The organism is Azospirillum sp. B21, assembly GCF_008364825.1.
GTDB lineage: Bacteria > Pseudomonadota > Alphaproteobacteria > Azospirillales > Azospirillaceae > Azospirillum.
In genome coordinates this window covers 429,161-440,826 of sequence record NZ_VTTO01000001.1, presented here as the reverse complement: position 1 = coordinate 440,826, position 11,666 = coordinate 429,161, and the positions used below count along the sequence as shown (strand labels likewise).

Sequence of the window (11,666 nt, the reverse complement as noted above, 5' to 3'; positions counted from 1 at the left end):
CCCTCACCCTAACCCTCTCCCCGGGGGGGAGAGGGGACTATAGGGGAGAGGGCGTCTTACTTCCGCCCCGCCTTTGCGGCCTTCTTCGCGGCGGCCCGCAAGGCCGCCTCGAACCCCGACCGTGCCCAGGGCAGCAGTTCCTCGCGGTCGTCCAGCGCCGAGTCGGGCGGGGGATAGTAGGACAGGGTGGTCGGCTTGTCCGGCATCGGCCGGAAGGGCTCCAGGCCCAGCGTGGCGAACGACCCGCGGTTCACGTCGTCCGCCTTGAAATACAGCGTCTCGTCCGCGACCAGCGCGAAGGTCAGCCCGTCGATGGACAGGCCATAGCCGCCGAACATGCGGCGCGCCCGCACATCACCCAGCGACGCCATCATCTCGCAGAGATTGGCGACATAGTCGCTGGGCGGCCGGGCGGGCATCCGTGGGAGAGGTTACTTCTTGCGGAAAGCGTCCAGCGCCACGACCTCGCCACGCTTCGGCTCTTCGGGCGGAGCGGCTTCCTCCGCCTTTTCCTCGGCGCGCTCGGCAGCGGGGCGAGGTGGAATGGAGGAGACCTCCGCCGATTCGGCGGCGGCCAGCGGCTGGAACTGCAGCGCGAAATTTACCGACGGATCGGCGAAGGTGGTGATGGCGGCGAATGGGATCACCAGCCGCTCATGCACATTGTTGAAGCTCAGCGTCACTTCGAAATGATCGTCCGTGACGTCCAGGCCGTAGTACTGGAACTGCAGGACGATGGTCATCTCGTTGGGATACTGGGATGCCAGATAGTCCGGAATATCGACGCCGGGAAATCCGGTGCGGAAGGTCAGGTAGAAATGGTGATTGCCCGGCAAGCCGCGCTCGGCAACCTCGGTCAGCGCGTCGCGGACAACGCCGCGCAACGCGGTCTCGACCATGCGGTCATAGCGGAGCTGCTCTTTCGGCATGCTTGGGCGGGTCCCTGATAACGCATCGGTCTGGCGTCCCGCCGGCGCAATGGCCGGTTGCGGACGCTGGGAAGAAGAGGTGTGGGCCTTCTGTTGCTAGGCGGCCCACGGCCCCACCCTTAGGCGCTAACCCTCGGGGATTAGGTTTAGGCTACCAGCCGCCGTTAGGCAGCGAGGCGAGCCTGAGCAACGTTGTCGTTGGCAACTATTGCAACGGCCCGATAACGGCGGAACCATGCCGAGCGAAAACCATGCCTTTACCACGCGTGTCGATCCTATTTCGCCCCCAACGACCCCGGTCAACGAGTCCGGTGTATGGTTGGTGGAGGCGCCGGGTACCGCCCCCGGGTCCACAACGCTTATTCCACAAGGCGTTTATCGCCATAGTCGGCGAACCGACGACGCGAATATAGGCACTCCCGTCCGGCAAGGGAAGGGGGTGTGTGACATGATCGCCGAATGCGTTGCGATGACGCGGGCGGAACCGTTCGTTCACCTTTCCCGACAGCCGCGCGGTCTGGTAAGACAGCCGGCACCGTAACCCCGGAGTCACCATGCCGATCACGCCCGAGCAGCGCGACGAAATTGATCGCCTGCGCGCCGTCACCGCCACCACCCGCCGCGCCACCGTCCCGGCCCTGGAGGATATCCTCTATCAGCCGCTGGAGGTGCTGGACCACGGCTTCGTCCGCGTCATCGACTATATGGGCGACGATGCGGCGGTCGTGCAGGCGGCGCGCGTGTCCTATGGCAAGGGCACCAAGAAGGTCAGCGAGGATTCCGGCCTCATCAAGTATCTGATGCGCCACCGCCACTCGACCCCGTTCGAGATGTGCGAGATCAAGTTCCATGTGAAGCTGCCGATTTTCGTCGCCCGCCAGTGGATCCGCCACCGCACCGCAAACGTGAACGAATATTCGGCGCGCTATTCCATCCTCGACCGCGAGTTCTACGTGCCGGCGCCGGAGCAGCTGGGCGCCCAGGCCGTGGTGAACCGCCAGGGCCGCGGCGACGTGTTGGTGGGCGAGGAGGCGGCCGACGTCATGCGGCTGCTGCGCGAGGATTCCGAGCGCGCCTACAGCCATTATGAAGAGATGCTGAACCACCGCGAGGACGGCACCGTCATCGACCCGTCCCGCCAGGGTCTGGCGCGCGAGTTGGCGCGGATGAACCTGTCGCTGAACTACTATACGCAGTGGTACTGGAAGGTCGACCTCCACAACCTTCTGCACTTCCTGTCGCTGCGCGCCGATGCCCACGCCCAGTACGAGATCCGCGTCTATGCCGACGCGATGCTGGATGTGGTGAAGCGCTGGGTTCCCGCGGTCTTCGAGTCGTTCACGGAATACCGCATGGGCGGCGCCCATCTGTCGCGCACCGGCCTTGATGTGGTGAAGCGCATGCTGGCCGGCGAACCGGTGACGCAGGAGGCCAGCGGCCTGTCCAAGCGCGAATGGCGCGAGCTGATGGACCAGCTCGGCCGTACCGAAGCCTGAGACAGGATCGAAGACGATGACGCCGGATCAGGCCGAAAGCACCTACCGCCAAGGCCTGATCGCCGCGCAGGCCGGGCGCTGGGCTGACGCGCAGGAATTGATCGCCCAGGCCATCACAGCCCGCCCGGGTGTCGCCGTCTGGTGGGCCACCTACGGGCTGGTGCTGGAAAGCCAGGGCGACCTGCCGGCTGCGGTGCAGGCGTTCGCCGGGGCGCTGAACCTCGACGGCGATCTCGCCATGGCGATGGACGGCCTGCTGGCGGCGGCGGAAAAGCTGGCCGTCGCCGGCCACGTCACGCTGGCGGAGGGGTGCTACTGCCGGGCTCTGGCGCTCGCCCCCGCCACGCCGGCCGCTCTGGTCAAGGCCGGTGCCCTGCTTTGGTCGCAGGGAGTCGACCCCGCGGGGCTGCTTCGCCGCGCCGCGCTGCTTCGGCCCGCTGTCTCTGATTGAACTGTCGCCGGAACCCGTTTCAGTCCCGGTCGTCGTAATCGTCGTCCCGGTCGTTCTCTTCCGCTTCCGCTGCGAGGCGGCGCTGGTTCGCCAGCATGTCGAGCGCGCCCTGCAGGATGTAGGCGGCGGCCATCTTGTCCACCACCTCGTCGCGGCGCTTGCGGGTCATGTCGGCCTCGCCGATCATGAAGCGCTCGACGGCGGAGGTCGACAGCCGCTCGTCCCAGAAGGCGATCTCGGCTTCCCAGCCCAGCAGGTCGGGGCGTTCCAGCAGATTCTTGGCGAAGGCGCGCACCGATTCGGCCCGCGGCCCTTCCGTCCCGTCCATGTTCAGCGGCAGCCCGACCACCAGACCGCCGATGCCGTAGTCGCGGATGGTCTTGCCAAGCTCGCGCGCGTCCTGGGTGAATTTGGTGCGCTTCAGGGTGCCGATCGGGGATGCGACGATCAGTCCCGGATCGGCAACCGCCAGCCCGACGGTCTTGGTGCCGACGTCAAGGCCAAGCAAACGTTGGTTTTTGCCCAGGCGGGCAGCGAGTTCGGAGAGGGTGTGGATCATCACCCGACCATAGGGCCGCAGCCTTGTCACCGCAAGATCGCTTGAGTTGTTGTTCAAGATACTTATTCTTCTAACTATGAGCTGCGCATCGACCCCGCCCATCCTGTCGTACCGGCCGCTTGCCGACGGCGACATCCCGACCATCTGTGGATTCCCCCGCAGCGCGGAAGAACTGTATTTTCTGTTCCCGCGCGCGGTCTGGCCGCTGACCCCGGATCAGGTCCGGGCCACGCTCGGCACCCGCCGCGACCCGACCGTCGTGACCCTGTCCGAAAACGGGCGGGAGCGGGTCGTCGGCTATGCCAACTACGCCACTTTCGAGGACGGCCGAACCGCAAGCATCGGCAATGTCAGCGTCGACCCGACCCTGCGCCGCCGTGGCATCGCCGAATATCTGGTGCGGACGATGATCGGCCGCGCCTTTGACCACCACCACCTGCCCGAACTGACCCTCTACTGCTTCAACACCAATACGCCGGCCCTGCTGCTCTATGCCAAGCTCGGCCTGACGCCGATAGCGCTGGAGACGCGGGTGACGCCCTGGGGCGAGCCGATCGCACTGTTCAAGTTGCGCATGGACCATGCCAGCTGGCAGTCTGCATCGCGCATCGCTGCCTGAGCGTCCACTTGCTTGATCATTCGGCCGCTGGCGCCCCGGCCCGTGCGGCGTATAGTCGGTCACCCCATCGACGGAGCGGACGGATGAGCAGGACAGGAACGGGTGCGAACCGGCGTGCGGTGCTGGCCGGGCTGGCTGCCGGCGGTGTCGGCCTTTTCGCCGCCGGGGGGGCGAAGGCGATCACGGCCCAGCCGCGCTCCGACTATGGCGCCATGCTGGATGTGGCCTGCGGCGCCAGCGCCGACCACAAGCGCCAGATCGCCGCGGTGGAACGCGCGCTTGGGCTGGCGTTGCCCGATGTCCGGGTGCTGCAGGTGCTCCGGCAGACCTCTTGCCTGTCCTGCGGATGCCCCCTGGCGCTGGTTGCCGGCCCTGCTTCGGGAAATCCGGACGCCTTCTGAGGGGGCGCGGGCCGCAAACGTTGCGGTGCGCGTGCGCGGGTGATAGCTTCGCGGCCGATTTCCAATGTTTTGGAAGAGAGTAGAGGCATGTCGCTCGACAAGGCCACGGTGGCCAAGATCGCGCATCTGGCCCGCATCAAGGTGCCGGACGAGGAACTGGAATCCCTGGCTGGGGAACTGAGCCAGATTCTGACCTTCGTGGAACAGCTCAACGAGGTCGACACGAAGGACGTGCCGCCGATGACCAGCGTGGCCGCGCAAAAGCTGCGCCGCCGCAAGGACGAGGTCACCGACGGCGGTTACGCCGCGCAGGTCCTGTCGAACGGTCCGGAAACGGCCGAAGGCTTCTACGTCGTGCCCAAGGTGGTCGAGTGATGACGGCGCTCACGCATCTGACGATGGCGGAGGCCCTCAACGGCCTCGCCAAGAAGGAATTCACCGCGGTCGAGCTGACCGAGGCGCATGTGCGCGCGGTCGAGGCCGTGCGCCCCTTCAACATCTTCATCACCGAGACCCCCGACGCCGCCCTGTCGATGGCCAAGGCCAGCGACGAGCGCCGCGCGAAGGGCGCGGCCGGGCCGATGGACGGCCTGCCCATCGCGGTGAAGGACCTGTTCTGCACCAAAGGCGTTTCGACCACCGCCGGCAGCCATATCCTGGACGGCTTCAAGCCGGAATATGAATCCACGGTGACCTCCCAGCTGTGGCGCGACGGCGCCGTCATGCTGGGCAAGGTGAACCTGGACGAGTTCGCCATGGGCTCCGCCACCATCACCGCCCACCAGGGCGAGACGGTCAGCCCGTGGAGCCCCGGCGCCCCCGGCGCCTGGGAGAAGAAGATCGTCGCCGGCGGGTCGTCGGGCGGTTCCGCCGCGGTGATCGCCGCGCGTGCTGCGCTGGGCGCCACCGGCACCGACACCGGCGGGTCGATCCGCCAGCCGGCCGGCTATACCGGCACCGTCGGCATCAAGCCGACCTACGGCCGCTGCTCGCGCTGGGGCATCGTCGCCTACGCCTCCTCGCTGGATCAGGCCGGTCCGATGACCCGCACGGTCGAGGATGCGGCGATCATGCTGCGCTCCATGTGCGGCTTCGATCCGAAGGACTCCACCTCCGTCGACATGGCGGTGCCGGATTTCCGCGCCGCGCTGACCGGCGACATCCGCGGCCTGCGCGTCGGCATCCCGAAGGAATACCGGGTGGAGGGCCTGTCGCCGGAAATCGCCGCGCTGTGGGACCAGGGCATCGCCTGGCTGAAGGAGGCCGGCGCCGAGCCGGTCGAGGTCAGCCTGCCGCACACCAAATACGCGCTGGCCGCCTACTACATCATCGCCCCGGCCGAGGCGTCGTCCAACCTCGCGCGCTATGACGGCGTGCGCTACGGCCTGCGGGTCGAGGGCGGCAACCTCAAGGAGATGTACGAGAACACCCGCGGCGCCGGCTTCGGCAAGGAAGTGCAGCGCCGCATCCTGATCGGCACCTATGTGCTGTCGGCCGGCTATTACGACGCCTATTACAACAAGGCCCGTCAGGTGCGCACGCGCATCAAGTGGGACTTCGACGAGGCGTTCAAGAGCTGCGACGTCATCCTGACGCCGACCGCCCCCAGCACGCCCTTCGCCATCGGCGAGAAGATGGACGATCCGGTGCAGATGTACCTGAACGACGTCTTCACCGTTCCGATCAACCTTGCCGGCCTGCCGGCCATGTCGGTCCCGGCCGGTCTCGGCGCCGACGGCCTGCCGCTCGGCCTGCAACTGATCGGCCGCCCCTTCGACGAGGAGACGTTGCTGCGCGTCGGCCACGTCGTCGAGAAGGCCGCCAACTTCACCGCGCTTCCGCCCTTCGTGGCGTGACGCGGGCGCGATGACAGCGAAAGGGCCGGCTCGAGGGAGCCGGCCCTTTTCGTTTGGGCGATTGGCAAGGATAGATAAGCTGGCAAAACGCCTATAGTCCCCTCTCCCGCGAGAGCGGGGGAGGGTTAGGGAGGGGGTATCGCCAGCAGACACCTATCCATCAAGCCCCGCCGATCCCCTGCACATAGGTCTCGCCGGTCTTCGGATCGATGTTCTCGCCCGTCCCCGGCGTGCCCGGCGGCGCTTCGTCCTTGTCGCTCATCGGCTCGACCGCCGGCTTGACGGGGATCGGCTTGGTGGCGGGACGGTCGCCTTGCGGCATGTCGGACGTCTTCTCTTCGGCCATGGCGGCAGTCTCCCTCTGGTGGACGCTTCACCCCCACCAACAGGCCGCCCGCCGCTTCGTCCCCTTCGGCCCTGCTATTCTGCCGCCTCCAGCGCCACCCGCGCCAGTTCCAGCAGTTTCTTGTCCACCTCCTCCTCGTCATAGCCGGGGTTGTCGGCCAGGGAGTCGCGCAGGCGCATGGTGATGAACTCACCGGTGTGGTGCTTCTCGTAAAGGCGGACCTCGCCCAGCGCCTTGGCGACGCGGTGCAGCCGATCGCGATCCATCATGCTCTCCCGTCCTGGTCACTCATCTCGAACACTGCTGTGGCAACAGCCGGACCGCGGCATCATTCCTGTGCGTTGAACTCCCCTTGCGCCGTACTGCGCATGGATGCCGGAACAGGACGCGGCTTTCGGGCGTCCCTGTTCATGGCTGCAATCACCGGCGACTGGGGGCGACTGCATGGACCCGGGACACGATCAACGGCGAGAACTGCTCACCCGCGTGCGCCATGTCGTGGAGCATTACGAACGCCATAGCACCGCCGGCCCCGCCATCATGCGCGGTGTCCGCTACGACCTTGCGGTGCGGGCGACCGACCTGAACGGCGATGGCTGCCTGTTCCCGGCCTGCACCTGTGCGAAGGCCGATTGTGCCGAGCGCAAGGGCTGCGCGCCGCCCGATGTCGGCGTCTGGATCGAACAGGCCAAAAAAGAAAACCGCCCCCGGCGCGAACCGGGAACGGCTTTCGAATGATGCATGACCGGCCGCGGCGCCCGTTGCCGGACGCCGCGAGGCAACATCAGACCGAGTAGTACATCTTGTACTCGATCGGGTGCGGCATGGTCTCGAAGGCCATCATCTCTTCCGTGCGGAGGTCGATGTAGCCGTCGATCATGTCCTGCGTGAAGACGTCGCCCTTGCGCAGGAACTCGTTGTCCTCGCGGAGCGAGTTCAGGGCTTCGCGCAGCGAACCGCAGACGGTCGGGACCTTGGCCAGCTCTTCCGGCGGCAGGTCGTACAGGTTCTTGTCCATCGCGTCGCCCGGATGGATCTTGTTCTGGATGCCGTCCAGGCCGGCCATCAGCATGGCGGCGAAGGCCAGGTACGGGTTGGCCGACGGATCCGGGAAGCGGACCTCGACGCGCTTGCCCTTCGGCGAGGCGACGTACGGGATGCGGCAGGACGCCGAACGGTTGCGGGCCGAGTAGGCCAGCAGGACCGGGGCCTCATAGCCCGGGACCAGACGCTTGTAGCTGTTGGTCGACGGGTTGGTGAAGGCGTTCAGCGCCTTGGCGTGTTTGATGATGCCGCCGATGTAGTACAGCGCCAGTTCCGACAGGTCGGCGTACTGGTTGCCGGCGAACAGCGGCTGGCCGTCCTTCCAGATCGACTGGTGGCAGTGCATGCCCGAACCGTTGTCGCCGAACACCGGCTTCGGCATGAAGGTCGCCGACTTGCCGTAGGCGTGGGCGACGTTGTGCACCACGTACTTGTAGTACTGCATGTTGTCCGCGGTGCGGACCAGCGTGTCGAACTTGATGCCCAGCTCGTGCTGGGCGGCGGCCACCTCGTGGTGGTGCTTCTCGACCGGAACGCCCATCTCGGCCAGGACGCTCAGCATCTCGGCGCGCAGGTCGTTGCAGCTGTCGATCGGGGCGACCGGGAAGTAACCGCCCTTGGTGCCCGGGCGGTGGCCCAGGTTGCCGTCCTCATAGTCCTTGTCGGACGAATAGGTGCCCTCGTCCGAATCGAACTGGTAGGAAACCTTGTTCATCTCGACCGTGTACTTCACGTTGTCGAAGACGAAGAATTCGGCTTCCGGACCGAAGAAGACGGTGTCGCCGATGCCGGCCGACGCGGTGTAGCGCTCGGCGGCCTTCGCGATGCCGCGCGGGCAGCGGGCGTAGGAGCCGCCGGTGCCCGGATCGTACACGTCGCAGAGGATGTTCAGCGTCGGCTGGGCGGCGAACGGATCCATGACGGCCGTCGTCGGGTCCAGCTTCAGGATCATGTCCGACTCTTCGATGCCCTTCCAGCCGGCGATCGAGGAACCGTCGAACATGATGCCGTCCTCGAACACATCCTCGTCGATGGTCGAGACGTGCTGGGCCGTGTGGTGCAGCTTGCCGCGCGGGTCGGTGAAGCGCAGGTCCACGTACTTGACGTCGTGTTCCTTGATCAGGTCGAAGACCTTGCTGATGTCGGACATGTCTCTTTTTCCACGCTTTAAGAGGGTTGGATCCCGCTGCGTCAAGCCGCCGCCCCAGCCCCTCAGGGGCTTCGGCGGCGGAGGGCGGCGCTTGCGGCGGACGTTATCTCACGCCTTTCTTCCCCGTACAACGCGCCAACCCAAAAAGTCGCACGTTCGCCATAGGCGGCCATCGGCCGTTCGGCGAAGGGTGCGGCAGGGGCCGGAGTGAAGGGGTGGGGAAAGCGGCGCATGTTGGCGGGTGCTGGTCGGAAGGGAGCCGGTTGGAAGGGCGGGAACGGGTGCGTGGCGCGATCAGATCGCGTCGGCACCCTTTTCGCCGGTGCGGATGCGGACCACTTCCTCCACGGGCGTGACGAAGATCTTGCCGTCGCCGATGCGGCCGGTATGGGCGGCCTGCTGGATCGCCTCGATCGCCCGTTCCACCAGGGAATCTTCCATCACCACCTCGATCTTCACCTTCGGCAGGAAGTCCACGACATATTCCGCGCCGCGGTAAAGCTCGGTATGGCCCTTCTGGCGGCCGAAGCCCTTGGCTTCGGTGACGGTGATCCCCTTGATCCCGACCTCGTGAAGGGCTTCCTTCACCTCGTCGAGTTTGAACGGCTTGATGATGGCTTCGATCTTCTTCATGGGTCTCTCGTGTACGAGGTGCCAACGCCGGCAGGCACCGTCCACGGCACTGCCGACAGCGACGACGGTAAGCATGGAGCGTGCCACATTCGGCCGATCCGGTCCGGCGGCATCGACGCTGGTCATAAGACGGTCGTGTGCCGTCCGATGGGGCAGGGTGCTGCCGAAGGATTCAGCGGAGTGAACAATATTTGTGCAAATGGCGCAAGCGCTCCGCAGCCTGCGCGGCATCAAAGGCGGCAGTCGGCGGCAAAATGGGTGCGCTCCGACCCCGAAAGAAGTTTTTTCACTTTTCGCGAAAAAGGCGCTTGACCGGAAAGCCGCGGTGGAGGATAACGCGGCTCCCGACGGCGGAAACGCTGACGGCGGCGGTGGTAGCTCAGTTGGTAGAGCCCTCGGTTGTGGTCCGAGTGGTCGTGGGTTCGAGTCCCATCCATCGCCCCATCTTCCCTTTCCTTTCTCCACAAAATCCGTTCTTCTTATCGTCCGCACGGCTTACTGGCCGTCTTGCGGGCGTTTATGCTTGTCTGCATCGTCCTTTCCGGGCAAAGACGCAGCCCACGGGTAGAGTGGGGGCGTGCAAGTTCGCCCGCAACGGAAGGCAATGCCGGGGAGTGAGGGATGGATGAGCTTCTGTCCGTCGCGGAGATGTATCGGGCCGACCAGCTGGCCATCGCCGCCGGGGTGCCCGGCCCGGCCCTGATGGAAGCCGCCGGCGCCGCCGTGGTCCGCGCGGTGTGCGAACGCTGGGCGCCGCACCCGACCGCCGTGCTCTGCGGCCCCGGCAACAACGGCGGCGACGGCTTCGTGATTGCCCGGCTCCTGCTGGAGGCCGGCTGGCCGGTGCGGCTGGCGCTGCTTGGCACACGCTCGGCCCTCACCGGCGACGCCGCTGTCGCCGCTGACCGCTGGCCCGGCCCGATCGAGGCGGCCGATCCCTACATCCTCAAAGGCAATCCCCTGGTCATCGACGCGCTGTTCGGCGCGGGCCTGTCCCGGCCACTCGAAGGCCACGCCCGCGCCATCGTCGAGGCGATGGAAGGGCGCACGGTGGTGGCGGTGGACGTGCCGAGCGGCCTGCACGGCGACAGCGGCCGGGTGCTGGGCGCCGCTCCCCAGGCCGCGCTGACCGTCACCTTCTTCCGCCGCAAGCCCGGCCATGTGCTGTTGCCCGGCCGTACCCTGTGCGGCGAGGTGGTGGTCGCCGATATCGGCATTCCGGAGCGGGTGCTGGATGGCATCGCTCCGCAGACCGCCGTCAACGAGCCGTCGCTGTGGCACCACCGCTTCCCCTGGCCGGCGCTGGACGGCCACAAATACGCGCGCGGCCATGCCGTGGTTCTCGGTGGTGCGCGGATGACCGGGGCGGCGCGGCTGGCCTCGGTCGCGGCATTGCGGGCCGGAGCCGGGCTGGTCACCATCGCCTGCCCACAGGAGGCCTTCCCGATCTATGCCGCCGGCTGCGCCAGCGTGATCGTCGATCCGCTGGAGGATGCCGGCGCCTTCGCCCGCCTGCTGCAGGACCAGCGGAAGAACGCGGTGCTGATCGGGCCGGGAGCGGGCAAGGGCGCACAGACCCGCGCAGCGGTGATGGCCGCGCTGGACGCCCGCAAGGCCTGCGTGCTGGATGCCGATGCGCTGACCAGCTTCGCCGAATCGGCCGACGAGCTTCTCGACCGTTTGGACAAGCGCTGCGTCCTGACCCCGCATGAGGGGGAGTTCGCCCGCCTGTTCGGCGACTCCGTCGGCATGGATGGCGACAAGCTGTCGCGGGTGCGTGCTGCCGCCGCCCGGTCGGGCGCCGTGGTGGTGCTGAAGGGGGCGGACACGGTGGTCGCTGCGCCCGACGGCCGCGCCGTGGTCAATGTGAACGCGCCGCCCGATCTGGCGACCGCCGGGACCGGCGACGTGCTGGCCGGCATCGTGCTGGGCCTGCTGGCACAGGGGATGGACGGGTTCGAAGCCGCCTGCACCGCCGTCTGGCTGCATGGCGAGGCCGGGCGCGCGCTCGGCCCCGGCCTGATCTCCGACGATCTGCCGGGGGCGCTTCCCGGCGTGCTGAAGGCACTGAAGGCGCAGGGCTGACACCTGCCAAGGGCCGCCCGAATGCCTCGTTGGCGGTACCTCCGACGTCAGCGTACACGCGCCCCCTTGCGGTGCCGGTCGAGGCGGGCCAGACTCC

Annotated in this window: 15 protein-coding genes, 1 tRNA gene and 1 other RNA gene; 9 read left to right on the top strand and 8 right to left on the bottom strand. The window is 67.0% G+C overall.

Going from position 1 to position 11,666, the window contains the following annotated elements; genetic code table 11:
- Window positions 1–56: 56 nt before the first annotated feature.
- The 3 genes from FZ983_RS02130 to ssrA all read right to left on the bottom strand — a co-directional run bounded on the left by FZ983_RS02130 (window position 57) and on the right by ssrA (window position 1,368).
- Entirely contained in the window at window positions 57–419 is a 363-nt protein-coding gene (locus FZ983_RS02130) for a TfoX/Sxy family protein (RefSeq protein WP_149221967.1), read from the bottom strand.
- 12 nt (window positions 420–431) lie between these two features.
- Window positions 432–929: a ClpXP protease specificity-enhancing factor SspB gene (locus tag FZ983_RS02125; RefSeq protein ID WP_149221966.1), complete on the bottom strand. Its 498-nt coding sequence runs from the start codon at window positions 927–929 to the stop codon at window positions 432–434.
- A 78-nt stretch (window positions 930–1,007) separates the two neighbouring features.
- Window positions 1,008–1,368: a transfer-messenger RNA gene (ssrA, locus tag FZ983_RS02120) on the bottom strand.
- 115 nt (window positions 1,369–1,483) lie between these two features.
- Between ssrA and thyX the strand changes: the two genes are divergently transcribed.
- The gene (gene thyX, locus FZ983_RS02115) at window positions 1,484–2,425 is read left to right on the top strand and encodes an FAD-dependent thymidylate synthase (RefSeq protein WP_149221965.1); all 942 of its coding nucleotides are present in this window, start codon (window positions 1,484–1,486) and stop codon (window positions 2,423–2,425) included.
- Between the two features lie 16 nt (window positions 2,426–2,441).
- Window positions 2,442–2,876 (top strand): tetratricopeptide repeat protein, encoded by a 435-nt coding sequence (locus FZ983_RS02110; RefSeq protein ID WP_149221964.1) that lies wholly within the window; start codon window positions 2,442–2,444, stop codon window positions 2,874–2,876.
- Between the two features lie 19 nt (window positions 2,877–2,895).
- Here FZ983_RS02110 and ruvX read toward each other — a convergent pair whose 3' ends face one another.
- Window positions 2,896–3,435, bottom strand: coding sequence for a Holliday junction resolvase RuvX (gene ruvX, locus FZ983_RS02105; RefSeq protein WP_149222443.1), 540 nt, complete (start codon window positions 3,433–3,435; stop codon window positions 2,896–2,898).
- A 76-nt stretch (window positions 3,436–3,511) separates the two neighbouring features.
- Here ruvX and FZ983_RS02100 point away from each other — a divergent pair, with 76 nt between their 5' ends.
- The 4 genes from FZ983_RS02100 to gatA all read left to right on the top strand — a co-directional run bounded on the left by FZ983_RS02100 (window position 3,512) and on the right by gatA (window position 6,311).
- Window positions 3,512–4,054 (top strand): GNAT family N-acetyltransferase, encoded by a 543-nt coding sequence (locus tag FZ983_RS02100; protein WP_149221963.1) that lies wholly within the window; start codon window positions 3,512–3,514, stop codon window positions 4,052–4,054.
- Between the two features lie 83 nt (window positions 4,055–4,137).
- Complete coding sequence (locus tag FZ983_RS02095) at window positions 4,138–4,455, top strand: hypothetical protein (protein WP_149221962.1); 318 nt, start codon at window positions 4,138–4,140, stop codon at window positions 4,453–4,455.
- Between the two features lie 87 nt (window positions 4,456–4,542).
- Window positions 4,543–4,830 carry an Asp-tRNA(Asn)/Glu-tRNA(Gln) amidotransferase subunit GatC gene (gene gatC / locus FZ983_RS02090; protein WP_014248134.1) on the top strand — a complete coding sequence of 96 codons (288 nt, stop codon included), beginning with the start codon at window positions 4,543–4,545 and terminating at the stop codon, window positions 4,828–4,830.
- Window positions 4,830–6,311: an Asp-tRNA(Asn)/Glu-tRNA(Gln) amidotransferase subunit GatA gene (gatA, locus tag FZ983_RS02085; protein ID WP_149221961.1), complete on the top strand. Its 1,482-nt coding sequence runs from the start codon at window positions 4,830–4,832 to the stop codon at window positions 6,309–6,311. Before gatC ends, gatA begins: the two co-directional genes overlap by 1 nt.
- 160 nt (window positions 6,312–6,471) lie before the next feature.
- Here the strand turns inward: gatA and FZ983_RS02080 are convergent, their stop codons facing one another.
- Window positions 6,472–6,657, bottom strand: coding sequence for a hypothetical protein (locus FZ983_RS02080; RefSeq protein WP_149221960.1), 186 nt, complete (start codon window positions 6,655–6,657; stop codon window positions 6,472–6,474).
- Between the two features lie 74 nt (window positions 6,658–6,731).
- Entirely contained in the window at window positions 6,732–6,926 is a 195-nt protein-coding gene (locus FZ983_RS02075) for a hypothetical protein (protein WP_149221959.1), read from the bottom strand.
- A 175-nt stretch (window positions 6,927–7,101) separates the two neighbouring features.
- Between FZ983_RS02075 and FZ983_RS02070 the strand changes: the two genes are divergently transcribed.
- Window positions 7,102–7,395, top strand: coding sequence for a hypothetical protein (locus FZ983_RS02070; protein ID WP_188092228.1), 294 nt, complete (start codon window positions 7,102–7,104; stop codon window positions 7,393–7,395).
- Window positions 7,396–7,441: 46 nt separating this feature from the next.
- Here FZ983_RS02070 and glnA read toward each other — a convergent pair whose 3' ends face one another.
- On the bottom strand, window positions 7,442–8,851 hold the full coding sequence (glnA, locus tag FZ983_RS02065) for a type I glutamate--ammonia ligase (protein WP_014248129.1): 1,410 nt from the start codon (window positions 8,849–8,851) through the stop codon (window positions 7,442–7,444).
- Window positions 8,852–9,145: 294 nt separating this feature from the next.
- The gene (locus FZ983_RS33955; RefSeq protein WP_012974531.1) at window positions 9,146–9,484 is read right to left on the bottom strand and encodes a P-II family nitrogen regulator; all 339 of its coding nucleotides are present in this window, start codon (window positions 9,482–9,484) and stop codon (window positions 9,146–9,148) included.
- A gap of 368 nt (window positions 9,485–9,852) precedes the next feature.
- On the opposite strand from FZ983_RS33955, the gene FZ983_RS02055 reads away from it, so the two are divergent.
- Together FZ983_RS02055 and FZ983_RS02050 are read left to right on the top strand one after the other, a co-directional pair.
- Window positions 9,853–9,928 (top strand) — tRNA-His (locus FZ983_RS02055).
- Between the two features lie 177 nt (window positions 9,929–10,105).
- Window positions 10,106–11,569, top strand: a complete 1,464-nt coding sequence (locus FZ983_RS02050) for an NAD(P)H-hydrate dehydratase (protein ID WP_149221957.1) — start codon at window positions 10,106–10,108, stop codon at window positions 11,567–11,569.
- Window positions 11,570–11,666 lie beyond the last annotated feature (97 nt).

What these genes read in the sequence shown, in the direction of transcription:
- FZ983_RS02130 (WP_149221967.1), bottom strand. Translation starts at nt 419, where the DNA reads ATGCCCGCCCGGCCGCCCAGCGACTATGTCGCCAATCTCTGCGAGATG.
- FZ983_RS02125 (WP_149221966.1), bottom strand. Translation starts at nt 929, where the DNA reads ATGCCGAAAGAGCAGCTCCGCTATGACCGCATGGTCGAGACCGCGTTG.
- thyX (WP_149221965.1), top strand. Translation starts at nt 1,484, where the DNA reads ATGCCGATCACGCCCGAGCAGCGCGACGAAATTGATCGCCTGCGCGCC.
- FZ983_RS02110 (WP_149221964.1), top strand. Translation starts at nt 2,442, where the DNA reads ATGACGCCGGATCAGGCCGAAAGCACCTACCGCCAAGGCCTGATCGCC.
- ruvX (WP_149222443.1), bottom strand. Translation starts at nt 3,435, where the DNA reads ATGATCCACACCCTCTCCGAACTCGCTGCCCGCCTGGGCAAAAACCAA.
- FZ983_RS02100 (WP_149221963.1), top strand. Translation starts at nt 3,512, where the DNA reads ATGAGCTGCGCATCGACCCCGCCCATCCTGTCGTACCGGCCGCTTGCC.
- FZ983_RS02095 (WP_149221962.1), top strand. Translation starts at nt 4,138, where the DNA reads ATGAGCAGGACAGGAACGGGTGCGAACCGGCGTGCGGTGCTGGCCGGG.
- gatC (WP_014248134.1), top strand. Translation starts at nt 4,543, where the DNA reads ATGTCGCTCGACAAGGCCACGGTGGCCAAGATCGCGCATCTGGCCCGC.
- gatA (WP_149221961.1), top strand. Translation starts at nt 4,830, where the DNA reads ATGACGGCGCTCACGCATCTGACGATGGCGGAGGCCCTCAACGGCCTC.
- FZ983_RS02080 (WP_149221960.1), bottom strand. Translation starts at nt 6,657, where the DNA reads ATGGCCGAAGAGAAGACGTCCGACATGCCGCAAGGCGACCGTCCCGCC.
- FZ983_RS02075 (WP_149221959.1), bottom strand. Translation starts at nt 6,926, where the DNA reads ATGATGGATCGCGATCGGCTGCACCGCGTCGCCAAGGCGCTGGGCGAG.
- FZ983_RS02070 (WP_188092228.1), top strand. Translation starts at nt 7,102, where the DNA reads ATGGACCCGGGACACGATCAACGGCGAGAACTGCTCACCCGCGTGCGC.
- glnA (WP_014248129.1), bottom strand. Translation starts at nt 8,851, where the DNA reads ATGTCCGACATCAGCAAGGTCTTCGACCTGATCAAGGAACACGACGTC.
- FZ983_RS33955 (WP_012974531.1), bottom strand. Translation starts at nt 9,484, where the DNA reads ATGAAGAAGATCGAAGCCATCATCAAGCCGTTCAAACTCGACGAGGTG.
- FZ983_RS02050 (WP_149221957.1), top strand. Translation starts at nt 10,106, where the DNA reads ATGGATGAGCTTCTGTCCGTCGCGGAGATGTATCGGGCCGACCAGCTG.